Origin of the sequence: Streptomyces sp. RKAG293, from assembly GCF_023701745.1 — a bacterium.
Lineage (GTDB): Bacteria > Actinomycetota > Actinomycetes > Streptomycetales > Streptomycetaceae > Actinacidiphila.
Map to the genome: position 1 here is coordinate 297,992 of NZ_JAJOZB010000001.1, position 23,430 is coordinate 321,421.

The 23,430-nt window shown below is 69.6% G+C and carries 21 protein-coding genes; 8 read left to right on the forward strand and 13 right to left on the reverse strand.

Annotated elements, in window-relative coordinates; all coding sequences use genetic code 11:
• Window positions 1–152: 152 nt before the first annotated feature.
• Both LNW72_RS01355 and LNW72_RS01360 read right to left on the reverse strand, forming a co-directional pair.
• On the reverse strand, window positions 153–1,613 hold the full coding sequence (locus tag LNW72_RS01355) for an alkaline phosphatase family protein (protein ID WP_250973598.1): 1,461 nt from the start codon (window positions 1,611–1,613) through the stop codon (window positions 153–155).
• Between the two features lie 457 nt (window positions 1,614–2,070).
• Window positions 2,071–2,799, reverse strand: coding sequence for a hypothetical protein (locus tag LNW72_RS01360; RefSeq protein WP_308401861.1), 729 nt, complete (start codon window positions 2,797–2,799; stop codon window positions 2,071–2,073).
• A 386-nt stretch (window positions 2,800–3,185) separates the two neighbouring features.
• Between LNW72_RS01360 and LNW72_RS01365 the strand changes: the two genes are divergently transcribed.
• The 4 genes from LNW72_RS01365 (at window position 3,186) to LNW72_RS01380 (ending at window position 6,782) form a co-directional block, all read left to right on the forward strand.
• Complete coding sequence (locus LNW72_RS01365; protein ID WP_308401862.1) at window positions 3,186–4,541, forward strand: UDP-N-acetylglucosamine--N-acetylglucosamine transferase; 1,356 nt, start codon at window positions 3,186–3,188, stop codon at window positions 4,539–4,541.
• Complete coding sequence (locus tag LNW72_RS01370) at window positions 4,538–5,296, forward strand: polysaccharide deacetylase family protein (RefSeq protein WP_250973599.1); 759 nt, start codon at window positions 4,538–4,540, stop codon at window positions 5,294–5,296. Before LNW72_RS01365 ends, LNW72_RS01370 begins: the two co-directional genes overlap by 4 nt.
• 178 nt (window positions 5,297–5,474) lie before the next feature.
• Window positions 5,475–5,858, forward strand: a complete 384-nt coding sequence (locus LNW72_RS01375; protein ID WP_250973600.1) for a BlaI/MecI/CopY family transcriptional regulator — start codon at window positions 5,475–5,477, stop codon at window positions 5,856–5,858.
• Window positions 5,859–5,861: 3 nt separating this feature from the next.
• Window positions 5,862–6,782 carry a M48 family metalloprotease gene (locus tag LNW72_RS01380; protein WP_250973601.1) on the forward strand — a complete coding sequence of 307 codons (921 nt, stop codon included), beginning with the start codon at window positions 5,862–5,864 and terminating at the stop codon, window positions 6,780–6,782.
• Between the two features lie 1,252 nt (window positions 6,783–8,034).
• On the opposite strand, the gene LNW72_RS01385 is transcribed toward LNW72_RS01380, so the two are convergent.
• A complete protein-coding gene (locus LNW72_RS01385) occupies window positions 8,035–8,310 on the reverse strand; it encodes a GNAT family N-acetyltransferase (RefSeq protein ID WP_250973602.1) in 276 nt (91 codons plus the stop codon).
• Window positions 8,311–8,684: 374 nt separating this feature from the next.
• Complete coding sequence (locus LNW72_RS01390; RefSeq protein ID WP_250973603.1) at window positions 8,685–9,809, reverse strand: FAD-dependent monooxygenase; 1,125 nt, start codon at window positions 9,807–9,809, stop codon at window positions 8,685–8,687.
• Window positions 9,810–9,904: 95 nt separating this feature from the next.
• On the opposite strand from LNW72_RS01390, the gene LNW72_RS01395 reads away from it, so the two are divergent.
• The 3 genes from LNW72_RS01395 to LNW72_RS01405 all read left to right on the forward strand — a co-directional run bounded on the left by LNW72_RS01395 (window position 9,905) and on the right by LNW72_RS01405 (window position 14,044).
• A complete protein-coding gene (locus LNW72_RS01395) occupies window positions 9,905–10,630 on the forward strand; it encodes a TetR/AcrR family transcriptional regulator (protein ID WP_250973604.1) in 726 nt (241 codons plus the stop codon).
• A 482-nt stretch (window positions 10,631–11,112) separates the two neighbouring features.
• Window positions 11,113–12,948 carry an adenylyl cyclase gene (locus LNW72_RS01400; RefSeq protein WP_250973605.1) on the forward strand — a complete coding sequence of 612 codons (1,836 nt, stop codon included), beginning with the start codon at window positions 11,113–11,115 and terminating at the stop codon, window positions 12,946–12,948.
• A gap of 646 nt (window positions 12,949–13,594) precedes the next feature.
• The gene (locus LNW72_RS01405; RefSeq protein WP_250973606.1) at window positions 13,595–14,044 is read left to right on the forward strand and encodes a hypothetical protein; all 450 of its coding nucleotides are present in this window, start codon (window positions 13,595–13,597) and stop codon (window positions 14,042–14,044) included.
• 276 nt (window positions 14,045–14,320) lie between these two features.
• Here the strand turns inward: LNW72_RS01405 and mtnC are convergent, their stop codons facing one another.
• Genes mtnC through LNW72_RS01425 form a run of 4 tightly spaced genes read right to left on the reverse strand, consistent with a single transcriptional unit; the run spans window position 14,321 to window position 17,752 of the window.
• Window positions 14,321–15,040 (reverse strand): acireductone synthase, encoded by a 720-nt coding sequence (gene mtnC, locus LNW72_RS01410; RefSeq protein WP_250973607.1) that lies wholly within the window; start codon window positions 15,038–15,040, stop codon window positions 14,321–14,323.
• The gene (locus tag LNW72_RS01415) at window positions 15,037–15,615 is read right to left on the reverse strand and encodes an acireductone dioxygenase (RefSeq protein WP_250973608.1); all 579 of its coding nucleotides are present in this window, start codon (window positions 15,613–15,615) and stop codon (window positions 15,037–15,039) included. Before LNW72_RS01415 ends, mtnC begins: the two co-directional genes overlap by 4 nt.
• Before the next feature lie 13 nt (window positions 15,616–15,628).
• Entirely contained in the window at window positions 15,629–17,347 is a 1,719-nt protein-coding gene (gene mtnA, locus LNW72_RS01420; RefSeq protein ID WP_250973609.1) for an S-methyl-5-thioribose-1-phosphate isomerase, read from the reverse strand.
• Window positions 17,348–17,362: 15 nt separating this feature from the next.
• Complete coding sequence (locus tag LNW72_RS01425) at window positions 17,363–17,752, reverse strand: inorganic phosphate transporter (protein ID WP_250973610.1); 390 nt, start codon at window positions 17,750–17,752, stop codon at window positions 17,363–17,365.
• 421 nt (window positions 17,753–18,173) lie between these two features.
• On the opposite strand from LNW72_RS01425, the gene LNW72_RS01430 reads away from it, so the two are divergent.
• Window positions 18,174–18,863, forward strand: coding sequence for a Crp/Fnr family transcriptional regulator (locus LNW72_RS01430; protein ID WP_250973611.1), 690 nt, complete (start codon window positions 18,174–18,176; stop codon window positions 18,861–18,863).
• A 212-nt stretch (window positions 18,864–19,075) separates the two neighbouring features.
• Here the strand turns inward: LNW72_RS01430 and LNW72_RS01435 are convergent, their stop codons facing one another.
• The 5 genes from LNW72_RS01435 to LNW72_RS01455 all read right to left on the reverse strand — a co-directional run bounded on the left by LNW72_RS01435 (window position 19,076) and on the right by LNW72_RS01455 (window position 23,400).
• Window positions 19,076–19,894 carry an aminotransferase class I/II-fold pyridoxal phosphate-dependent enzyme gene (locus LNW72_RS01435; RefSeq protein WP_250979972.1) on the reverse strand — a complete coding sequence of 273 codons (819 nt, stop codon included), beginning with the start codon at window positions 19,892–19,894 and terminating at the stop codon, window positions 19,076–19,078.
• The gene (locus LNW72_RS01440) at window positions 19,801–20,397 is read right to left on the reverse strand and encodes a hypothetical protein (RefSeq protein ID WP_250973612.1); all 597 of its coding nucleotides are present in this window, start codon (window positions 20,395–20,397) and stop codon (window positions 19,801–19,803) included. Before LNW72_RS01440 ends, LNW72_RS01435 begins: the two co-directional genes overlap by 94 nt.
• A 75-nt stretch (window positions 20,398–20,472) precedes the next feature.
• Entirely contained in the window at window positions 20,473–21,714 is a 1,242-nt protein-coding gene (locus LNW72_RS01445) for a cytochrome P450 (RefSeq protein WP_250973613.1), read from the reverse strand.
• Between the two features lie 106 nt (window positions 21,715–21,820).
• Window positions 21,821–23,101 (reverse strand): beta-ketoacyl synthase N-terminal-like domain-containing protein, encoded by a 1,281-nt coding sequence (locus LNW72_RS41515; RefSeq protein ID WP_250973614.1) that lies wholly within the window; start codon window positions 23,099–23,101, stop codon window positions 21,821–21,823.
• The gene (locus tag LNW72_RS01455; protein ID WP_250973615.1) at window positions 23,098–23,400 is read right to left on the reverse strand and encodes a phosphopantetheine-binding protein; all 303 of its coding nucleotides are present in this window, start codon (window positions 23,398–23,400) and stop codon (window positions 23,098–23,100) included. Before LNW72_RS01455 ends, LNW72_RS41515 begins: the two co-directional genes overlap by 4 nt.
• Window positions 23,401–23,430 lie beyond the last annotated feature (30 nt).

Below are 23,430 nucleotides of genomic sequence, written 5' to 3' on the forward strand. Positions count from 1 at the left end.
CGCCGCCCCACTGCTCACGACCTGGATCCGGCTGCTGCTGCCCTTCTTGGGCCGGCTGAGCGGCAACCTGGCCAAGTCCTCCTGACTGGGCCCGCCGGGAAACCCGCGGGGCCGGGGCGGCCCTCGAACGGCCGTCCGCGCGGCCGGTGACGCTACCGCTTGGGCAGTACCTGGGTGTGTTCGGCCCGGACCGCGTCGAGGGAGCGCGGGTCGAGGCCGAGGAAGCGGACGATGGTGGGGGCCACCTGGGTGGTCGTGACCCGGTCGTCGACCTCTTCACCTCGCCGTACTCCAGGGCCCGCTACCAGCAGGGCGACATGGGTGTCGTCCGCGCTGAAGCCACCGTGTTCGGCAATCTTCGTCGCGCCGGGCTTGGCGTAGACGGTCCCGGGCCGGGGAAGCACCAGCACGTCGGGGGTCCTGGAGTCCTTGGCCGGGTTGCCGAACCGGCGGGTGATGTCCTTGCCGACCAGCACCCGGTCGATGTTGAGCTCGTCGGCGTGTGCGCGCAGCGCATCGGCCGCGGCCTGGGCCTTGCTGTGGTCGGTGAGCCAGAGCAGAGCGACGTCGTCGGCGGTGGTCTGCGCGACGAGGCCCGGGGTGACGCCGTTGACCACGGTCGTCAGCAGCTTCTTGTCGACCGGCTTCAACTGGGCCCGGTCGGTGGGCGACTGGCCGTGCTTGGCGGTGAGTACCACCTGGGTGCTGCGGTCCAGGCCGCGGGCCGTGAGCCGGGCCAGCAGTGTGCCGATGGAGCGATCGGTGTGCTCCAGGGCGTCGGCCAGTTCGGTGCTCGGAGTACGGCCACCGTCGGTGTAGCCGCCCGCGGCGTCCTTCTGCGCGACGCTGACAGCTTGGAAGTTGAGGCCGAACACCGCTGGGACGCCTACGGAGTGAGTGCCGGTGTGGTCCCGGCCGTCGATCTCGTTGCGGACGGCGGCGGCCTTGAGGTCGTCGTATCCCTCGGTGGCGGCCGTTCCGGCCACCGCGTTGATCTCCGGGTTGTAGGGGTCCTGGACACCCTTGCCCGACGGGCCGTTGACCAGGTCGTATGCGGGGTGCTTGTCGGACCAGGCGGTCCTGAGTCCGGCCTGCCGGGCCACCTCGAAGACCGTGTTCGTGCGGAGGAACTGGTGCGGGTAGACCGGCGTGCAGCCCTTCGCCGGGTCGAGCGGCAGCTTGGCCGGGTCGATGCCGCCTCCGCCGTCCAGGGCGTCGGGGTTGCGGTCGATCGACTCGTCGAACACCACCTCGGTACCGACCGTCGCACAACCGGACCCGGGCGGGGAGAGCTTGCGGTCGTAGGAGTCGTCGTAGTAGACGCCGGTGCTGCGCGGTGTGCCGCCGGTCACCAGGGCGAGCAGCCCGGGGAAGGAGTCGGACGGTTCGGAGCCGCGGGCGTCGGTGTACGTGGTGCCCCGCCGGGACAACGCGGCCAGCGCGGATCCGGGGTGGGTGGCGACATACCGCTGGAGGTCGGCGGCGTGCAGTCCGTCGACGCTGATCACCAGTACGTGGTGGCCGGTGGCCGCTTGGACGGGGCTTGCCGCGGCAATCGCCAGCGGGGTGGCACAGGCAAGAGCGGTCAGTGAGGCAGTGATGCGACGTCTCATCGTGGTCTCCCGTACCTCGTGGATCGGACGCCGCCGAGCGAACCAGCCCCTGCCGTCGGCGGGGGGTACGGGTCATGGCACGTTCACATCCACGGTCTGAAGGGCGGGCGGCCAACAGACCACGGAAGGTTGTGCTCCGGGTCAAGGTCCGTCCACGCCGTGGTCCCACCGGGAGTGTTGAGCGCTCCCGCGCATTTCGCACTCACCGCTCTTCGCTTGGTTGCTCCTCCGAAGCTGCGGGTCCGGTCCGGACCGCAGCGCGAGCCGTGACCGGGCCTGCCGGGCCTGCCGGTGCTGACCGCGCAACGTCGCACGCAATGGCATGCCGTGCGGCCCACAAGCGTCAGGCCACCGTGCGGCCTTCCGACGTGGCGTGGTGCCGTCACCTTCGCCTACGACATGGGCCTCAGCGACGCCACAAAGGGCCTCGCCGGCAGCCATCACCACCTGACACTCCTCAACTCCGTGCTTTGACCGGCACGGCGGTGCGCTGATGCGCGACGGCCTGGTACGCGACGAGTGCGGCGATGAGAAGGGCCAGGACCAGGCTGACCGGCCCGGTGCCCCAGCCGAGCCCGCTGCGCCGGGCGGGTACACCCATCCAGTCGGCGAAGGACGCCCCGAGCGGGCGGGTCAGTACGTAGGCCGCCCAGAAGGCGGCGACCGGGTTGAGCCACCGGAGGCGCCAGGCCAGGGCGGGTACGGCGATCAGGGCGGTGAACAGGACACCTGAGGAGAGGTAGCCGAAGTGGAGGGTGCCAGCGGTGAGGTCGCCGGTTGCCGTGCCCAGGGCGAAGGTCGCCAGCACGGTCGCCCAGTAGAACGCTTCGCGGCGCGGGGTACGGATGCTGTGGATGGACAGCGTGCGCTCGCTCACGTACCAGGCCGTCAGAATCGCCGCGAGGGCCAGTGAGAACACGACGGTGGAGACCGTGTACGGGATACCGACCACCACGTGGGCGACATCGGCGGCCATCGTGCCGAACACACTCACCATGACGATCGCCGACCAGTAGAGCCAGGGCGAGTACCGGGTGGCGCGGAATTGAATCACCAGTAGTGCCACCAGCCCGAACAATCCCAGCGCGCCGGCCACGACCGGGCCGAGCACTCGTGCCAGGAAGTCCGAGGTGGTCTCGCCCATCCCCGTGGTGAGGACCTTGGTGACCCAGAACAGGGCCGTCACCTCAGGGACCTTGCTCCAGGCGGCCGCGTACCGGTGGTGCCCCGGCCCGGATGCGGCAGGCCGGGACGGAGCTCCCGCGCCCGTCCCGGTCCTCATCGCGAACCCGTGTCCGGACTGTTCCATGAGTACCGCCACTCTCCCGGCGCCTCGCGCCGTATCCAAGTCTCCGCCCGGTCGACTCCCGGCGGACACAAGATGCATTCCCTTAGTTCTACATCATGTAGTAGCTTCGCCGCATAGCCCCCGGGCTCCGGTCCTCATCTCTGGCCGGACCGGGCGGTATCGACCTCGCGCGCCCGCCAACCAGGGGGTCGGCGTCGGCGCGTCGTCACCGAGTGCGAACCATCCCCCGTCATGCCGCTGCCCGGCAAGGAGGCTGATCGGCTGTGCCTTACCGTGAAGACCCGTCGGAAGCACGGGCGTTGCCGCCGCCGTGTTCCCCGCCGCGCATGGCCGCCCGGCGGATCGTCATCATCTCCGCGAGTGTGGGCGCGGGACACGACGGCGCCGCCGACCAACTGGCCCGCCGCCTTCGGTCCGACGGATTCCACGTGGATAGGCATGACTTCCTCGATCTCCTCCCCGCCGGCTTGGGGAAGCTCCTGTCCGGCGGTTACCACCAGCTGCTGACCTGGGCTCCCGACAGCTATCAGCGGATCTACGCGGTGACCGAGCGCACCGGGCGCCCCGGCTCAGCTGTCCGGGCGCTGCTGCGGTCCGCGGAACAAAAGACGTTGCGGACGATCACCCCGGACACCGTCGCCGTTGTTTCCACCTATCCCGGCGCCAGCCAGGTCCTGGGGGCGCTCCGCGCCGGCGGCCGGCTGACGGTCCCGGTCCTCACGTACCTCACCGACTTCTCCGTCCACGCACTGTGGATCGCACCCGGCGTCGACCGCCACCTCGCCGCCCATCCGATACCCGCCGGGCAGGCCCGCGTACAGGGGGCGTCCGGGGTAACGGTGACAGGTCCCGTGGTCGATTCCCGCTTCGCTCCGGCGAGTGCAGGGCAACGCCGGTCCGCGCGTGAACAGTTCGCACTCCCTCGGCACGCGCCGCTGGCACTGCTGGTCGCGGGGTCGTGGGGGGTCGGGGCGGTGGAGCAGGCCGCAGCCGACATCCGCGACAGCGGTGTGGCCGTTCCTGTCGTGGTCTGTGGACGCAATGCGGCGCTCGTCGGGCGACTGCGCGCCCAGGGCATCGAGCACACGTATGGGTGGGTCCCGGACATGCCGACGCTGATGCGGGCCTGCGACGCCCTGGTGGAGAACGCGGGCGGCCTCACCTCGCTGGAGGCGTTCGCCAGCGGTCTGCCGGTCACCAGCTACCGCTGCATACCCGGTCACGGGCAGACCAACGCCCAGGCCCTGCAGGATGCGGGACTCGCCACCTGGGTCCGCGAACCGTCCCGTCTGGCAGCCGTACTGGCGGAGCTGATCGACGGACCGGCGGGCCGTGAGCAGCGGGCCCGGGGGCTGGCCTTGTTCCGGACCGACCGCGGTCCGGCCGAGGCCGTCGCCGACGCCGCGGGCCGGCCGTCCGACACCTGGACTTCGCCACCGCGGGCGTCACGGTCCCTGCTCCCCCGCGGTCGTGACCGGCGCCGCATCCCGGTCCTGGCCGTGGCGGCCGCCATGGCCGGCACCGTCGCGCTGGGCATCGGCGCTCCGCTCGCCGAGGCTTACGGCGACTCCCCCGCCCACTTCAGGCCGTTCAGTCATGTCCTGGAAGGGGACCGGTGACGACTCGTCCACGGCTGACCCGCATCGTCCTGCGAGCGGGTGCCCTGGCGCTGCCCGCGCTCGCCATCGCCCACGCCGCGCCGGTCGTCTCCTGCTTCGGCCCACTGCGCAACCGGTTCATGCCTGCCCTGTCCGGCCAGGGCAGGCCCGACCACATCGCCCTCACCTTCGACGACGGGCCCGACCACCTGTCCACCCCGCACTTTCTGCGGCTGCTGGACAGCCGCAAGATCCGCGCGACGTTCTTCCTGCTCGGCTCCATGGCGGTGCGCTCCCCCCAGCTCGCGAGGGATATGTCCGACGCCGGACACGAGATCGCCCTCCACGGCTGGGCGCACCGACCGCTGCTGCTGCGCGGGCCACGCGCCACGTACGACGACCTGGCCCGCGCCCGTGACACGCTCGCCGACATCACCGGCGCGCCCCCGCGGCTCTTCCGGCCCCCGTACGGCGTCATGACCACCGGAACCCACCTGGCCTGCCGACGCCTCGGACTCACCCCGGTCCTGTGGACGGCCTGGGGAGAGGACTGGCGGGCCCGCGCGACGCCGCGCACCGTGCACGACACCGTCGCCCGGGATCTGCGCGGCGGCGGCACGGTGCTGCTGCACGATTCCGACTGCACCTCGGCCACCGGCTCCTGGCGCACCACCCTCACTGCGCTCCCCGGGCTGCTGGACACCTGCGCGGAGCGCGGTCTGAGCATCGGCCCGCTGCGCGACCACGGATGGCAGTCCGGCGCGGGCGGCCGCTGACGGGACACCGCCCGCTGCCGGCGCCCCGTGCCGTCCATGCCCCGTTCGCACCGGCTCTGCCGTACCTCTACGTGCTGTAGTAGTTTGGTCTTGCGGTCACGGACGCCGCTGATTGCGCCGGTACTCCAGGCCGCGGCGGCGATGTGGGCGACGGGCCGGCGACGAAGGAGCGGACAGCGTGGGCGACCAGAAGGACGCGGCAGCCGGGCGGCGCGCGCCGGGCGAGCTGGAGAGCGAAGTCCTGGCTGCCCTGTGGGCGGTCGGGGAGCCGGTTGCCGCGGGAATCGTGCGCGAGCACGTGACCGGCGATCCCGCCTACACCACCGTGCTGACCATCCTGTCCCGGCTGCACGACAAGGGACTGGTCACCCGCGAGAAGGCAGGCCGCGGGTATCTGTACTCCCCCGTACGGGACGAGGCCGGACACGCCGCGGCGGGGATGCGCGACCTGCTGGAGCACGGCGGGGACCGGGCGGCGGTCCTGGCCCGGTTCGTCTCCGAACTACCTGCCGAGGACGAGAAGTTGCTGGAGCAACTCCTGCGCGGACACCCGGAGGCGTAGACAGTGTGGATCGGCCTGCCGCTGCTGTTCAGCGCGATCCTGGCGCTGGCCGCACCCTGGACCGGACGCCGGCTGCCTCCCCGAACCGCCGCGTGGTCGCTGACCTCAGCCGCGGTCGTCGCCGCGGGCGCCTGGTTGACGGCACTGGCCATGCTGGGCTTCACCCTGATCGGACAGGTCCCCCAAGTAGCCGCCGAAGGCCGGTGGTCGGCGCGAGTCCTGGCCACCGACGCCCCGGTTGACCGTCCGGTGGCCGCCGCCTGCGCCATCGGCGTCCTGTGCTGCGCGCTGGCGCTGACCGTGACCGCCTGGCGGCAGACACGCATGCTGGTCGACGCCCGCCGCGAATGCCGCGACCTGGTCGCAGCCGGAGACCTGGCCGTGGTCGACGACCCAGTGCCCACCGCTTTCGCCCTGCCCGGCACTCCCGGCAAGGTAGTGGTGTCCTCCGGCATGCTGCGCGCCCTCGGTATCGACGAGCGGCGCGCGCTACTGGCACACGAGCGCGCCCATCTGTCCCACCGTCACCATCTCTTCCTCCTCGTCCTCCACCTCGCCGCGGCGGCCAATCCGCTGCTGCGGCCCCTCACCCGCGCGGGCGCGTTCACCCTGGAACGCTGGGCCGACGAACAGGCCGGATCCGTCGTCGGAGACCGGCAACTGGTTGCCCGCGCGGTCGCCCGAGCGGCCCTCGCCGCGAAACGGGCGCCCAGGGCGGCCCTCGCCGCCACCGGAGGGCCCGTGCCCCAACGGGTTCGCGCCCTGCTGGCACCGCCAGTACCGGCACGCCGCAACCTGGTCGCAGCCATCACCACCCTGATGGTGCTCTGCTGCACCAGCCTGGCCGTGGCCGCCCAGGACATGGACGGCCTCTTCGACGCCGCCTCACCCCCGTGCACCACCTCGCACCCGCCCCTCCGCTGACGGCGGAGCCCCGCCGGACGCATCCGGCGGGGCCCTCACCTCTCACACGCGTCTCACCAACAACACCGACGCCCCCGGACCACAAGGACCCCACCTGGCACTACGCCACTCCCCCTGTACCCAGTGGACGCCCCTGGACGGTCTCTACGACCTGTGCCATGTGGTGCCGAGAGACAGTCGCAAGATCAGGGCTGGGGGAAGTTCTGGCTCATCAGGCGGCATGCAGCGTCTCAACAATCTTGTGATCGTTCGCTAGCCTCGGCTAACGTCAACAAGAGCCGACACCGCTTTCCTCGGAACGTCGCAGGGGCGAGGTTGTCAGAAGCCATCCGTCCTCACGGTGGCCGCGGTCGGGAACGGACGACAGAGGCGTGCACGGCCCGCATGGGGCGAGAAGCTATTCGGCCCGGTTGAGAGCGGATTCCCCCACCAAGGCAGCGATGCCTAGCACTCGGAGCGGAGCAAGTCTGCCGCGACCACGCGGCCTGGGTACCTTCCGAACGATCCCGGCAGCCCGCAGCAGCCCGTAACCCCCATTGCCCGAGTCAGGGTGCGCCAACCATCGCTGACCCGCAAAAGCAGGGCGAACAACAGCCCTCAGGGAACACCTCGAAAGCCAAAGGGAAGGGCTACCTCCGCACAGCGGAGATTGCCTCTGCTCCACGTAAAAACCGTCGGGACGACAGGATTTGAACCTGCGACCCCCAACCCCAGACGGCGAGTTTAGGGGTTTCCGCAGCTCAGGGCGGCTCTTTGTCACGATCACTTGTTCACCTGGACTGGCGTTGTTCGGCAGCGCGCATGGGTGGTCCCAAAGTGGCCCCAGAGCAATGGAATTCACTCAGTCGGCAAGGTTCTCCACGAGGAGTACGCACGCTCAATCTCGCCCGCGTCCTGCCCCAGATGGAAGCGCACTCCCACGATAGCCTCGCCTTCGCGGCCTGGGTACAACAAGTCGGCCCAAACAACCGTCTCGCCCCGTAGCTGCACTCGGATGTGAAGTGCGCCCAGGTCCGATTCGGACTGCCCATGACATGCCACGCTCACGCTTCGAGCAACGTCCATCGGGTAAAGGGGGCCGCCGGCCCGAAGAAGCTGCCTCGGGTGAAATCCGACCGCCTTGCTGTTTCTACGCGAGATCATGTCGAGGCCATCGACGAAAAGGTACGTGTGCACCGCTGTGCACGCTGGTGGCCCAGGACAGCTGCCAATGAGCAGCGTACTGATCGAAGGACGGTCGTAACGATCGGCATCAGTCGGCGCCGTCGGCGCTGCCCCAGTGCATGGCCGCGCGCCACAGCAGGCGGCCGAGGCCGAGACCCCGGTACTCGGGCAGTATGCCGAAGTGTTGCGGCATCCGGGCCTTGCTGATCGGGGCGGGCATGGTCTCCATGGGGCCGATGGCGCCCACCACGAGGCCGTCGCGGACGGCGGTCAGGACGGGGCCGACGCTGTGGATCCGGGAGTGCAGGAAGGCGAAGCCCTCGCCGGCCAGCTTCGCGGCGAAGGCGGTGAAGGTGGCGCGCACGGGCCTCGGGCAGGGCGTCCAGGTGCTGGATCCCGCTGACCGGTAGGGCCGGCTGGTCGAAGGTGCGGAGTTGGACGCGGGTGGAAGCGGCCGCCGGGTCGGAGTCGGCCGGGAATCAGACCACGCGGGTAGTGGCGGCGTCGTGGACGGCGGCGAGCTTGGCGGCCGTCTCCATCGCCTGTGGTGCTCGCCGGCGCCATAGAGGTGGACGCGCAGGACGCCGCGGTCGGTGAGGGTGGGCGTCAGGGTGCGGCGGGCGTCCTGCTGCGCGTCGCCGACGAGGAGGGGTTCGTCCTTGCGCTCCGACCAGCGGCGGGGATCAGTATGTCCACGAGCGGGTGGGTCCGGTCGATTGGACAAGGTGAACTTCGACCTCAGGACAGTTTCGCTTCGGGGGCGAAGGCGGGCAGCTTCTCGAGACTGCTGCGCACGGCCTCGGCGCCGTACTCGAACATCTGCCGCTCGTAGTCGTCGACCGCGCTGAGCAGATCCTGGCGGCCTTCGCCTGCCTCGGTCAGGCAGCGGCGCAGCAGGTCGGCGTCGCGCAGTGCGGTGTTCGCGCCGTTGCCGCCGGTCGGGGAGGTGGCGTGGATCGCGTCGCCGAGCAGCGTGACCGGGCCGGACGTCCAGCGCTCGCCGGGCTTGACCACCCGGATGGACAGCAGGGTGCTGTTGTCCGGGTCGGCCTGCTCGATCAGAGCGCGCAGCTCCGGATGCCACCCTTCCATCCTGGACAGCACGGCGTCCTGCGCGGTCAGGTTCTCCAGCGAGCCGTTCGGCGGCAGGATCATGGCCCAGCGCACGTAGTCGCCGATGTCGGGCAGTGTGACTTCGGGGGCCAGTTGCTCGGCGGCCTGCTTCGGTGGGGTACGGAAGCGCATCGCGCCGAGCAGCAGGCTGACGCCGTCACCCGCGATCTTCGAGCCGTATGCCTTGGACAGGTTGGCGAACTCATCGGTCAGCGGGGTGCGGCCGATGACGAACCGGACGCCGGTGTCGGTCGGGGTGGTCTGCGGCGAGAGCACCCCGCGGACCGCGGAGGTGACGCCGTCCGCGCCGACGAGCAGGTCGGCGATAGCCGGGTCGCGGCGGGCGAACCGGGCCTGGACGTTGCCGTCGGCCAGCACGTCGTAGCCGGTCAGCGCGGCATCGGTGTGCACGGTGAGGCCGGTCAGCAACAGGTGTCTCAGCACCTGCCGGTCGACCACGATGCCGGTGCGGCCCGCGCCGAGCTTGCCGATCGCGTTCAGCTGCGGGTCCAGGATCAGCTGCTCGGCGGAGGCGTCCATGACGATCTCGTCCAGCAGCGGGTGCCAGCGCGTCGGCAGGCAGTCGCGCACCGCCTGGAAACCGATCGGGTCCAGCACGAGCCGGTAGCCCTGGAACCGTGCGGCGATCCCCGGGTCGCGCTCGAACACGTCGGCCTCGATCCCGGCACCACGCAGACCCTGCGCGAGGGCCAGACCTCCCAGACCGGCTCCGACAACGGAAACGCGCATCACATACCTCCAAGACATCGATGCGAACTTAGTTCGTTCTGACGATCTAAGTTCTACTCAACGAACTTAGATCGTGTCAAGGTATAGTGGTCGGCATGTCCGCCGATCCCCGCCAACGCCGCGCAGCTCGCCACGTCCAACCTGCGGCGGAGGTCGCCGCGTCGGCGCCACGCAAGAAGCCGATCACCGTCGAACGGATCACCGACGCCGCCCTGGAAGTCGTCGCCACCGAGGGGTACGACGCGCTGACCATCCGCCGGGTCGCCGCCGTGCTCGGCACCGGTCCGTCGTCGCTGTACGCGCACATCGTCAACAAGGACGACATCGACGATCTGCTGATCGGCAGGCTCTTCGCCGAGGTCGTGCTCCCCGAACCGGACCCGGCCGCCTGGCGCGAGCAGCTGCTCGGGGTGTACACGCAGATCCGCGACCTGTACCTGAAATACCCCGGGGTCTCACGCGCCGCGCTGGCCATGGTGCCGACCAACCTGGAAACGCTGCGGGTCGGCGAAGGAATCCTGGCGATCCTGCTCGCGGGCGGCATCGAGCCGAGGACGGCCGGATGGGCCCGTGACGCGCTCTCCCTCTACGTCAGCGCCTATGCACTGGAGCAGTCACTGGTCCGGCAACGGCGCCGGCGCGAGGATCACGAATGGGTGCTCAGCCACAAGGAGTTGTTGGAGCGCTTCACCACACTGCCTGCCGAGAGATTTCCGCACACTCGACGCCATGCCGCCGAGCTGATCTCCGGCACCGGACACGACCGCTTCGAGTTCGCCCTCGGCCTGCTCATGAACAGTCTGGGGCCCGCATCCGGTTGACCTGCGGCGTGCGGTGGCCACCTGGTGCCGCGACGATGACACGTCGCATCTGGCACAGGGAAGTCCGTTCACCCTGAACGATCGGCGCACGGCCCTGGCCGCTGAGTGTTCGTTCACCCCCAGCGGCCATCGGTGCTGGTCAACACCACAGCTCCGCGTCGTCCGGGTCGGTCTTCGGTGCCTCGTGCTCCTGGTCGTCGTTGTCGGTCCAGGCACCTAACGGTCCGGACACGCCGGGCCCCTCGGGGCCGAGCTGGAGGCGAAGGCCGCGAGAGCCCGAAGTTCAACCACTGCTCCGGCCCGCCCGGTCGGTCCTGGGTGCCGAACAGTTGTCGCGGGCCGGCCGCCAACTCCCGGACCTCAGGCGGCTGCCCGCCTATTGACGCTGCATACCCACGGTGATTCACTTCCAGCCTGAGAGCGCTCTCCCGCGGCTGAGGGACCAGCCGCGGCCGCCCCATCCACCACGTCCAGGGAGAGCTGTGTCTGTCATTCCCACTCGCCGTACCGTGCTGCGCGGCGGTGCCGTCGCCGCTGCGGTGCCGCTGGCCGGCGGCATCTCCGCCGGATCGGCATTCGCGTCGTCGTCCGCGTCCGCCTCGCCGTCGCCGCACGAGTCCGGAAACGTTTACGGTCACACCGCCGCAGCACTCGGCCCGAACGTCCTGGTCTTCGACCCGTCCATGGGCGACGCCGCGATCCAGGCCAAGGTCGACGCCGTGTTCGCCCTCCAGGAGTCCAACCAGTTCGGCAACGAGCGCTTCGCCTTGGCCTTCCGGCCGGGCACGTACAACGTCGACATCAACGTCGGCTTCTACACCCATGTCCTCGGTCTCGGCGCCGCCCCCGGCGATGTGGTGATCAACGGTCATGTCACGGTCGACGCCCAGTGGTTCGAGGGCAACGGCACGCAGAACTTCTGGCGTGCCGCGGAGAACTTGACCATCGTGCCGCCGGACGGCCTCAATCGCTGGGCCGTCGCCCAGGCGTGCCCGCTGCGCCGGGTCCACATCAAGGGCAACGCCACCCTGTGGCCGAGCCCGCCCGGCAACCGGTGGTCCAGCGGCGGCTACCTGGCCGACAGCGTGGTGGACGGCTATGTCGAGTCCGGATCGCAGCAGCAGTGGCTGTCCCGCAACGACACCATCGGCAGCTGGACCGGCGCCAACTGGAACATGGTCTTCGTCGGCGTCCAGGGCGCACCCGCCCAGTCCTTCCCGACGCCGCCCCACACCACCATCGACCGCACCCCGGTCGTCCGCGAGAAGCCGTTCCTGACCGTGGACCGGCACGGGTCCTACCAGGTCTTCGTGCCCGCGCTGCGACGTAACTCCACCGGCACCACCTGGGCGAGCGGACCTGCAGCGGGCCGCACCATCGCGCTGTCCCGCTTCTTCGTGGCCAGGCCCGGCGACTCCGCCGCCGAGATCAACCGCGCGCTGGAACGCGGGCAGCACCTGCTGTTCACACCCGGCATCTACAACCTGTCCTCGACGATCCGCGTCACCCGCCCCGGCACGGTCGTGCTGGGCCTGGGCTACACGACCCTGCGCTCGACGCACGGCAACACGTTGATCGAGGTCGCCGACGTGAGCGGAGTGACCGTCGCCGGCGTGCTCGTCGAGGCGGCCTCGGCGCACACCCCGGTGCTGCTGCGGGTCGGCGAGGGGCGCAGCCGGCGCCGCCACGACGCGGACCCCACCGCGCTCTTCGACGTCTTCGCCCGGATCGGCGGCGCCATCGCCGGCGGCGCCGGCGTCAGCGTGCAGATCGACAGCAACGACGTCTTCTGCGACCACCTGTGGCTGTGGCGCGCCGACCACGGCCTGGACGACACGGTCGGCTGGGCGGTCAACCCCGCCGACACCGGCATCCTGGTCAACGGCGACCACGTCACCACGTACGGGCTGTTCGTGGAGCACTACCAGAAGTACGAAGTGCTGTGGAACGGCGACCACGGCCGCACGTACTTCTACCAGAACGAGCACCCGTACGACGTGCCCACGCAGAGCGCCTGGGTGCACGGCTCCACCAAGGGCTACGCCGCCTACAAGGTCGCCGACCGGGTCAGGGAGCACCACGCCTGGGGTCTGGGCAGCTACTGCTTCTTCAACCTCAACGCGGACATCTACACCGACCGCGCCTATGAGGTCCCCGACACGCCCGGCGTCGTCTTCACCGACCTGATGACCGTCTGCCTCAACGGCGCGGGCGGCGGCGGCATCGTGCACTGCATCAACGATGCCGGCGACCCCGTCCAGAACGGCTTCGGGACATACAACATGAAGGCGTACAGCAACGGCGAGAGCGTCGTCTGACGCCCTGCATCGCGCCAACGCACGCCGCGGGTGGGCCCCTCGAACGGGCCCGCCCGCGCCGGCGGCCGTAGGGCAGTTCGGGGCCGACGTAGGTCAATTGCTCGCCCATGCGGATCGCGTCGCAGGGCACTGGTCCGGCCGATCGCCAACGGCGGCCACCACCGCACCATCAGCCACAGCCACTCCGTCTGCCGGCCTCAACGGCCACGACGATTTCGTCGGGCTGCACGCACAGCCAGCGTGAACAGTCCGCTCGCGCTGAGGCTCGGCCCACTCCGGTACCGGTACGGCCCCGTCGCGTGCCCGCCGACACTTCGCCCTCGGACAGATATACCCCGCCAGGGCAAGACCCGCCTGAACCACGATCAGAACTGGCTGCGTGGGTGAGGGCTCAACGGGCTGCGGCTGCTGCGCGACGCCTCCTGGAACCGCGGCGCACAGGACCTGCGGTGAGCCGCCGCACCAAGAAGGCCGCCCCCACGCCGTTGGGCTTCGAGGTCAGCAATTCGTTTCCTGGCAAAGCGAGGTTGGAACCCGGCTCCTTCGAGTCGCTCCTGCAGGGTGCGGTGCGATGGGTGCCGGACCGCCAGGGGCGTCGCGCGCGGTGGGTACACTCGGCCCGGCGCGTCAGCAAGGTGATCGGCGTGTGGACACATGGTGCGTCGGGCAGGTCGCCGGGTACACAGGTGAGGGAGTCTTCGCCCTCACCGGGCCCAGCCCCTATCTGCGGATCTGCCTGCTCCTTACGGTCTGGACGGTACTGCCGGCCCTGGTCCTGCACCGGTGGAAGTTTCACTTCCTGGCTGTGAGCCGCGACGCTGTGATCGTGGTCGCCATCTCGAAGGTCACCCTCGCGCCCAAGAAGATCGTCTCGATCACTCCCCTGGAGCAGATGCGCATCGACGACGTCCGCGGCGGCTGGATGTGGACCCGGCTGCGGTTCACCGATGCCACAGGCGCCACCCACCGGTACAACGTCAGCCGGCACTTCCACACGGACTTGGATGATCTCCTCGCCGCCCTGGGCGCCCCGCCCAGACCACACGCGTTGGAACCCACCCAATCCCGGAGCCACCACGGCAGGCATGGGAGATAGGGCCGACCCGCAACCCCGGTACTCGGCGATCCATCCCACCGAGAAGCAGACGATCGATCATCACGTGGCCGACCGTCGAGCGGCCCGTACGCGGCTGAGCACAGGGGAGCACGACGAGGGCTCCCGGCGAGCACCGGGCGCCCACGCGGACGGGATGGCAATCCCTGCCGATCACTACGTTCCGGGTCGTCACCCCCACGGCGGGCGCTGTCAACTATCTCTGGTTCATGGTGCCCGGTTCACGCCATCGGTCTCCGTTCGGGCGAGTGCCGCAGGTCAGCCGACTGGATGGGAGGACAGCAGTCCATCGAGCGAGTTGCGGGATCGGTAGCCGGGGACGGCCGGGCCCCGGGGATCGTCGTCGCGCCGGACCGCCACCGTCTGCCAGCCGGCCGTCGCGGCGGCGTCGAGTTCCTCACCGATGTCGCTGGCGAAGATGATGCGGTCGGCCGACATCCCGAGGGCGTTCTCAATGGCTCGGTAGGAGGCGGGGTCACGCTTTCCGCCCGCTGTGGTGAGGTCGAAGTAGCCGTCCAGGAGCGGCGTCAGATCGCCGAAGGCGGTGTGGGCGAACCAGTCGCGCTGCGCGGCTACGGCGCCGGATGAGTAGATGTAGCGTGCGATGCCGGACGTCTTCCAGCGCGCGAGCGCGACTGGTACATCGGGGTAGACATGGCCTGTCAGTTCGCCCGTGCGGTATCCGTCAGCCCAGATCAGAGCCTGGATCGTCTTGAGCGGAGCGGCCTTCACATCGTGGTCCGACCACTCCTGGAGAACCGCAACGACCTGGTCGGTCGCCAGTTGGGGTGTCCCCGTCGCCTCGCGTACGGAGGCCAGTACCGCATGGCCCGCATCACTCTCCTCGTGGTCCCGCATCCAGTTGGCCAGGCGGCTGCGGGCGTAGGGGAACAGCACGCGATGCACATGGGAGAGCGAGCCGGTGGTGCCTTCGATGTCGAGGACGACTGCTCGCGCCGCGTGTGCGGCCCCGCTCACCGGTTGTCCGCGAGCAGGGCGTCCAGGCGGGGGAAGTGCTGGGCGATCGGCTCGCCGGTGAAGTCTCCGACCCAGCCGTCCTCCTTCTCGAAAAAGCGGATGGCGGCGAACTCCGGGCGCGGTCCCATGTCGAACCAGTGCGGGGTGCCGGCGGGCACCGACAGCAGATCGCCCGCCTCGCAGACCACGGCGAAGACCTGTCCGTCCAGGTGCAGGTAGAAGCAGCCTGTGCCGTGTGCGAAGAACCGCACCTCGTCCTCCGCGTGCCGGTGCTCCTCCAGGAAGGTGGAGCGGGCCTTGTCTGCCTTCTCCTGCCACTGCGGGGTGTCCTCGACATGGATGCGCGCGACGTCGACCAGCCGGAGCCCCTGCTGTGCGCACAGTTCGTCGACCTCCGCCTCATAGGCGCCCAGGAGCGCGTCGGAGTCGACATCCGAGGTGACCTGGATACGCAACGGCCAGCGCTGGAAGGCGACGCCTTGGGGCTCCAGGGCGCGGGTGATCTCGGCTTCGTCCCGGGTCCGCAGCACGACGGTTTCGGCGTCTTCTGCGGACATGACCTGAAGCAGTGTCATGGTGTGGGTCCTTTCACAGAGCGGGGATCGGGTGGGCTCCGGCCAGCAGGCGCAGTTGGAACATCGCTTCGAAGCACTCCAGCCGGTTCTTGGCCTGGGCGAGGTCCTCACCCCAGACCGTGATGCCGTGGTCCACGATCAACAGACCACAGACAGCGCTGGTCTCTCGTCGCAGATGTGCCGCCACTTCGTCCGCGATGCGTGGCACCTCGGGCCAGTTGGCGAAGACGGGAACCAGGACGCCGTCCGGTTCCGTGCGGCCCAGCCCTTTGATCAGTTCGTACCGTTCCAGGAGTACCGGGAGGATGCCGGCGCCGTGCCCCTGGAGCGAAGCGACGGTGGTGGCGTACGGGGAATGAACGTGAATCACCGCTCGGGCCGACGTGTGCCGGTAGACGGCGGCGTGGATAACGGTCTCGGCGGAGGGTCGCGGTGAGCCGGGCCGCGCCGCGGCCCCCGTTGTCGCCGTCACCTCGACCATGTCCGTGAACGACAGGTCACCCTTGTCGCGCCCGCTGGGCGTGATCAGTGCGAGGTCATCCGGTCCGGGGATCCGGACGGAGAGGTTGCCGGCCGTTCCGGGCATCCAGCCGCGTTCGTACAACGCTGCTGACATGACCGCCAGTTGGTCACCGAGGTGATCACGTTCACGTCCGCCGGAGGTGGTCCGGCAGGGCCGCACGGTCCCTCGCTCCGAGACGATCGCGGTGATCAGTTCCGCCGGCGTCACGTCGAAGGCGGGGTTGTAGGCGGCGGATCCGGCTGGTGCGATGTCCACGCCGCCGAATCCGGTGACCTCGGCCGGGTCACGCTCCTCGACGACGATGCCGGAGCCGTCCGGCAGTGTGCGATCCCAGGAGGATTCGGGGGCCACGACGAGGAAGGGGACCCCGTGCCGGGCGGCGGCGACCGCCAGCGCGTACGTACCGATCTTGTTGGCGACGTCCCCGTTGGCGGCGATGCGGTCGGCTCCGACGAGCACGCAGTCCACCATTCCGCGGGCCATCGCGGCGGGGCCGGCGGAGTCGGTGCACAGCCGGTAGGGCACGGACGCCTCGCCGAGTTCCCACGCGGTCAGCCGGGCGCCCTGCAGCAGCGGCCGGGTCTCGCCCACCAGGACCTCCCGTACTTCTCCCCAGGCGGCGAGGTGGAGTATCGCGCCCAGTGCGGTGCCCACAGCCGACGTGGCCAGCCGGCCCGTGTTGCAGTGGGTGAGGATGCGGAGTTGGCCCTGTGGGAGGAGTTCGGTGACCAGGTGCGCGGCACGCTCGGCTGCGGCCTGGTTGGTGGCGGCGTCTTCGGCGAGCAGCTCGAGGGCACAGGCCAGCACGGCTCCCGGGCCGTTCGGCAGCTGTTCCAGTGTGCGGTCCACGGCCCACGACAGGTTCACGGCGGTGGGCCTGGCCCGGACGATCCGCCGGGCGTCGGTGCGCACCGCGTCCTCGTCCAGGAAGCCGGCGTTGCTGTGCAGCCGGGCGGACAGGGCCACACCGAGTGCGCCGATGAGGCCGATCGTGGGAGCGCCGCGCACCGCGAGTGAGGTGATCGCCTCGATGACCTCGTCGACCGAGCGGAGTGTCAGCTCACGGCGATGATGGGGCAGCGCGCGCTGGTCGAGGGTGACGACGGCACCGTCGTTCCAGGTGATCGACGAACGCGTGTCGGGGACGGTCGGGGCGCCCATGAGGTTGCCGCTCGTGTGCTGGGCGGGAGGCGCAGGATCTGCTGGCATGGGGTTTCCTCGCAGTCAGATGTGGTGCGGGGCCACTAGAGCGGCAACTCCCTTCGCCACGAAGGGTGTTACCGGCCCTGCGAGCAGAAAGGGACTCAGCGTCCTACCGCTGAGGCGGCCGAGGTCGGGGCCGGCGGTCCCGGCGATCACTCCGGTGGAGACGTGGGCGGTGGACATGGGCCGACCGTAACCCGCCCCCCTGCCGACCAGGGTCGCGGCGGTGAGATTGGCCAGGAATCCTTCCTTGTGATGCGTCTTCACCACGCCCTCGCCGAGGCGCTGGGCACGCGCATGCCGCCGATTGACGGTTCCGAGGACCCTGGCGGCGGCGACCAGGATCATGATCTGCCAGGTCTTCCTGTCCGCCGGGACAAGGGCGACCCGGCGCGCGGCGCCGGCGAGCACGGCGACGCCATGACGATTCCCGCCACCCGCCCGTTCGGCGGAGCCATTGGTCGATCATGGCCAGAAAGCACTGAGCGGATATCCATACGTATGAGATATTTCCGGTATAACACCCATTCCTGCGCGTCGATTTCAGGTATTTAGCGAACGATCGCGTCAGTCCACCTCAAACTTTTGGCTTCAGTGACAGAACGGTGTAGATTCGATAACAGATTCAAGCGAAGCATGCGCACCACCGGTCCACCTAGCGGTCACCAACCAATTACGCACCACCGGTCCAGCTCGAGGCCACAGCGCACCAGGGTCACAAACCAATGGCAAAATTTCCGGTTGAGTACCCGCGTACGGGCAAAGATAGGCAGTGGACAGCCCGGACGTGATTCCCTCGTCCGGGGCGTGGACACGGCATTAGTGGAGCAGAATGGAACCCTTCTGTAAGGCTGAAAAAATCTTTGCGCACAAGTTACAGGAAGCCGCTGATGACGGCATCTGTGCAAGCGCCGCCCGAATCCATATCTCCCGCCACGAACATGTGTACAACTGCGGCCAATCGGACGGCAACGTCTATCTCATCGAGAGCGGTCAGGTGAAAACCCTGACATACACCCGCAACGGGAAACAGTGCATTCTCTCCATCCACGGCCCCGACAACGTCTTCGGCGAGTCGAGCGTCCTCCTTTCGGCCCGTACCGAAACAGCGCAGACCATGCAGGCCACGACGCTGATTCGCATACCGGTCGCACGGATCATGAACGCTCCCGACCCGTCGCTCCGTAACGCTCTGGTCAATCACATGGCGGCCCGGCTGCTGCAGCAGCAGGAGGCGATCGCCAACCTGGTGACCATGGACAGCGAACATCGGCTCGCCGCCCTGCTCGTCACGCTGGGCAACAAATTCGGAAAACAACGGGACACCACGATACTGGTCCGGGAACGTTTCACCCAGGAGGAGCTGGCCGAGATGGTCGGCACCACCCGCTCACGTATCGGCTACTTCTTGAAGAGATTCACCCTCGCAGGCGCATTGCACCGCACCGAGGAGTCATACCTCTGCATTCACGTGCCAGAACTAACCGATTATCTGGACAGTGCCAAACTCGTGGAGAGATAGACGGAGAACAGGGCGGCCACCGTCACCAGGCAATTGCGGACAGTGGCCGTTCTGCATTTCACAGGCATACGCGCGCTGTTGGCGGATCCTCCAGCCAATGATCGACCTCACGGTCGTCAAGTCCTGTCAATCTGCCGTGCGCAAGTGGGGACTGCATGAACTCGACGGGCTCGAGCAACTCCTCACCACGGATGCGTCAACCCCATACGCCATCATTTCCAGTCACCGGCGGCAGCCTGAAAACCCGTCACCTCAGCTGAGCCGCTGCCAGGTGAGAACACGCCACTTCCACCCCAGGGGCCGATCTGCGGGACAGCGGAGCGGCGCCCTCCGGAGAGCCGGGCTCCCCCGCTGCCGGTTCCGGCCTCCCGCACCGCCTTCTCCATCCGCCTGACCATCTCCTCCAGCAACTGGCGCGACGTGCCGAAGTTGAGCCGGACGAATCCCTCCCGCCCGTACTCCCGGCCGTCACTCACCGCCACCTTCGCCCGGGTCAGGAAGAACTTGGCCAGGTCGTCGCAGCCGAGCCGGTCGCCAAGACCGCGGCAGTCGAGCCAGGCCAGATAGCTGGCCTCCGGAGGGACGTGCCCGATGTCGCCGCCGAAACACTCCAGCAGCTCGCTGAGCATCCGCTGGTTCCCGTCCAGGTAGTGCACGGCAGTCTCCAGCCACGGCCCGCCGTGGGTGAAGGCCGCGATGCTCGCCGCCACGCCGAGGATCCCCACCCCGTCCCGGTCCCTCGGCCGCATCCCCATGAACCGCTCGAAGTCGGCAGCCGAACCGGGCACTGCCATGGCGCACTTCAGCCCGGACACGTTCCAGCCCTTGCTTGCCGACGCGGCGGTCACCAGCGGTATCCGGAGCGACTCGGGAAGCGAACCGATCGGCACATGACGACGCCCTGGGTGGACCAGGGGCCCGTGCACCTCGTCCGCGATCACCGCGACGCCGTGGTCGGCGGCGAGCCGTACCACTTCCCGCAGTTCCACCACGGTGAAGACCCGGCCGGTGGGGTTGTGCGGATTGCACAGGAAGTAGGCGGACGCCCCCTCGCGGAACGCCCTCGCCAGGCCCTCCAGGTCCAGCCGCCACACGCCCCCCGCAGCCGCATGGGGTTGAGCACCAGCTCGCGGCCGGCCGCCGGGATCGCGTCGAAGTACGGAGGGTATGCCGGGACGTCCACCACGACCGCGTCACCGCGCTCGGTGAACCGCTCCAGCGCCACCTCCATCACCCGCATCGTGTCCGGGAAGACCACGACCCGCTCCGGCACGATCCGCCACCCGAACCTCGCCCGCGCCCACCGCGCGAACGCGCGCTGCACCGGCGCATCGGTCGTGTAGGTGTAGGCGTAGCCGAGGTCCCCGCCACGTTCCAGCATGGCGCGGACGGCGTCGAGAACGGGCTCGGCCACCGGCAGGTCCATCTCCGCGATGTACGCGGGCAGTACGTCGAAGGGGTAGCGATTCCACTTCTCGCTCTGCCTCTCCGACAGCGCGGGCACCTCCAGCGCGTCGAACTGATTCAGCAGCACACTCTGGACCTGCGACAACGAAACCCCCTGCGGCCGATGCGACGGAATGGACGGGCCGGCGGCGGCTGCCCTGCGCTACCAGGCTACGGGCAGCCGCTGGACGCCGTTGATGCCGAACAGGTGGTGCCAGAAGGGCACTTCCTCCAACGGCACAGCGAGCCGCAGTCCCGGGCAGCGCTCGAAGAGCTTCGACAGGGTGATCTGAAGCTCCACCCGGGCCAGGGTCTGTCCCAGGCACTGGTGCGGCCCGTGGCCGAAGGCGACATGACCGCGGGTAGCGCGGGAGACGTCGAGCCGGTCGGGATCACTGAAGACTTCCGGGTCGCGGTTGGCGGCCGCCAGCTGGCAGACCACGCCCTCCCCCGCCAGGATCTCGCGGCCGCCGACCACCGTGTTCTCGACGGCGACGCGGTTCATACCGATCTGCATGGCCGTCTGGTGCCGCAGCAGCTCCTCCACCGCGTCCGGATAGCCGGCGGGGTCGGCCCGCAGCGCGGCGAGCTGGTCGGGGTGCTGGAGCAGGGCGAGAGTTCCGGTACCGATCATCGTCGCGGTGGTGTGATGTCCGGCGGCGAGCAACAACCAGGCCAGGACGGCCACTTCCTCGCGGTCGAGACGGCCCGGGGCGACCTGTTCGGAGAGCAGGCGGCTGATCAGGTCGTCGCCCGGCTGTTTCTCCTTGGCCGTGACCACCGCTTCGAGGTGGCCGAGGATGTCGGCCTTCGCCTGCCCCATCTCCTCCGGTGTGCTCCGGCCGCTGATCAGCACCCTGGTCCCGGACTCCAGGAATCCGCTGATCTCCTCCGGTACGCCCAGCAGTTCGCACACCACGGTCGACGGCACCGGGTAGGCCAGTGCCTCCATGAGGTCGGCGGTGTCGCCCGCAGCCGTCATCCGGTCGAGACGGTCCTCGACCACCGCCTCGATCCGGGGGCGCATCTCCGCGGCGCGGCGGCCGGTGAAGTCCCTGGCCAGCATCCGCCGATAGCGCACGTGCTCGGCGCCGTCCATACGCAGGAAGGTGCCCTTGAGAACCTGCGGCACGGCCTGCCGGTACATCCGGGGAAAGCCTGGGTGGGCGCTGTCCGCGCTGAAGCGCGGATCCTCCAGCACGGCGCGCACGTCCTCGTACGCGGTCAGGATCCACGCCTGCTGGCCGCTGGGCAGGGTGGCCCGGGCCACCGGCTCCTCCGCGCGCATCCGGCGGTAGTCGGGCGGCGGGTCGAAGGGGCAGCCCGGTGCCTTCTCCTGCGGGAAGGCTGGTCCGTCGGGGCCCTCGCTCAGCCCGCCGCGCCCCGCCCCCGTCGTCTCCGTCATGGTGCCCTCCGCTTCGGCCGGGCGCGGCGCCCGGCACCGCACCGGACGCTAACGGGCGCCGGAGCGGACGTCTGTTCACTACTGAGCATTGCCCCGGAAGTCGCGGTCATGTATCCGGATGTGCCAGCGCCACCGACGTGTTGATGCCGCCGAAGCCAAATCCGTTGGACAGCGCGAACGCGATGTCGGTCCGTGCCGCCACCGGCCCCGAGAACCGGCACCCCGGATCAGCCGGCTTGTCGAGGCCGGGGCTGGGGTGCACGAAACCCTCGCGGATCTGGAGCATGACCGCGACCGCCTCGACGACGCCGGCGGCGGCCAGGCAGTGACCCGTCAGGCCCTTGGTCGCGTTGACCCACGGCCCGTCCGCCGCTTCGCCGAAGAGGTCGCGCAGCGCGGTCGTCTCCGTGGCGTCACCGAGTGGCGATCCGGTGCCGTGGGCGCTGACGTAGGCGATATCCCGGGGCGCCAGACCGGCTGCCGCGAGGGCCGCCCGCATCGCCCGGGCCTCGCCGTCGGCCGAGGGGTCGGCCAGGTGGTTGCCGTCCAGCGCGATGGCGTGACCGGCCAACCGGCCCAGGACCGCCGCGCCACGGCGCCGCGCCGACTCCTCCGTCTCGAGTACGAGACAGGCCGCGCCCTGGCCGGGGTGGAAGCCCCGATGGCGGGTATCGAACGGGGCGGCGGGGTGTTCACCTGGGCCTCCGTTCCCGGCATCGGCCACCGCCATCGCGCCGAGGGTGAGGAAGCCGCGGATCTGCAGTTCCGAGAGGTCGCTGAGCGCGCCGACCACGAGACAGACGTCGGCCACGCCCACAGCAAGCATTCGCGCGCCGCTGACCAGCCCCACGTTGCCGCTGGCCGAGGCGCCGCCGACGGTGAAGCCCTCGCCGGTGATCCCCAGGACGCGGCTCAGTGTCGCCACGTGGTCGGTGTCCTGGTGGTGCAGTGCGTAACGGGCTGGAAGGTAGGCGGGGTTGGGGGTGGCGCGAGCACGGCTGTCCTCCGTGTAGCGCTCGGTGAGGTTGCTGCCCGCCACGACGACGCCGGTCCGGTCGCCGGGCGGTGCGACCTCGTGCAGCCCCGCCTGCTGCCACGCCTGCAGGGCCACGGTGACGGCCGCCTGTACCGGGAGCGGCGAGCGGCGCGCGGTGCGCAGTGCGAGGTCGCGCAGCGGGGCGGGGAGCTGTCGCAGGGCGTCCAGGGACCGGTCGAGAGCGAAGTCACGCAGCGGCGCGGTGAACGCCGGGCCGGGCGCCGGCCCCGGGCCCGGTGCGGACAGCCCGCTGCGGCCGGTGCGCAGGGACTCGGTGAACTCCGTGACGCCGTCGCCGACGGAGCACAGCACACCGAGCCCGGTGACCGCGATCCGTGCGGCCGGGCTCACAGCTGCTTCCGCATGATCTCCACCAGGGTGCCGATGTCCAGGCCCTGGTGGAACTCGTGGACGGGAACGACGATGCCGAGCGTCTCCATGGTCATCGTCACGATGTCGGCGCGGTCGATGCTGTTGCAGCCCAGTTCCGCGAGGGTGCGCTCCGGGGTGAACAGGGAAAGGTCGAGCTCGGGGACGACTTCGGCGGTGTTCTGCCGCAGGGTGGTCAGGACGCGCTCACCGGTGTCTTCGATGCTGGGGGTGCTGTGGGTGTCGTCGATGCTCTCGGGGCCGATGGCCGGTCGGGTCACGGTGAACTCCTTCGGAGGGTGGGGTGTGCT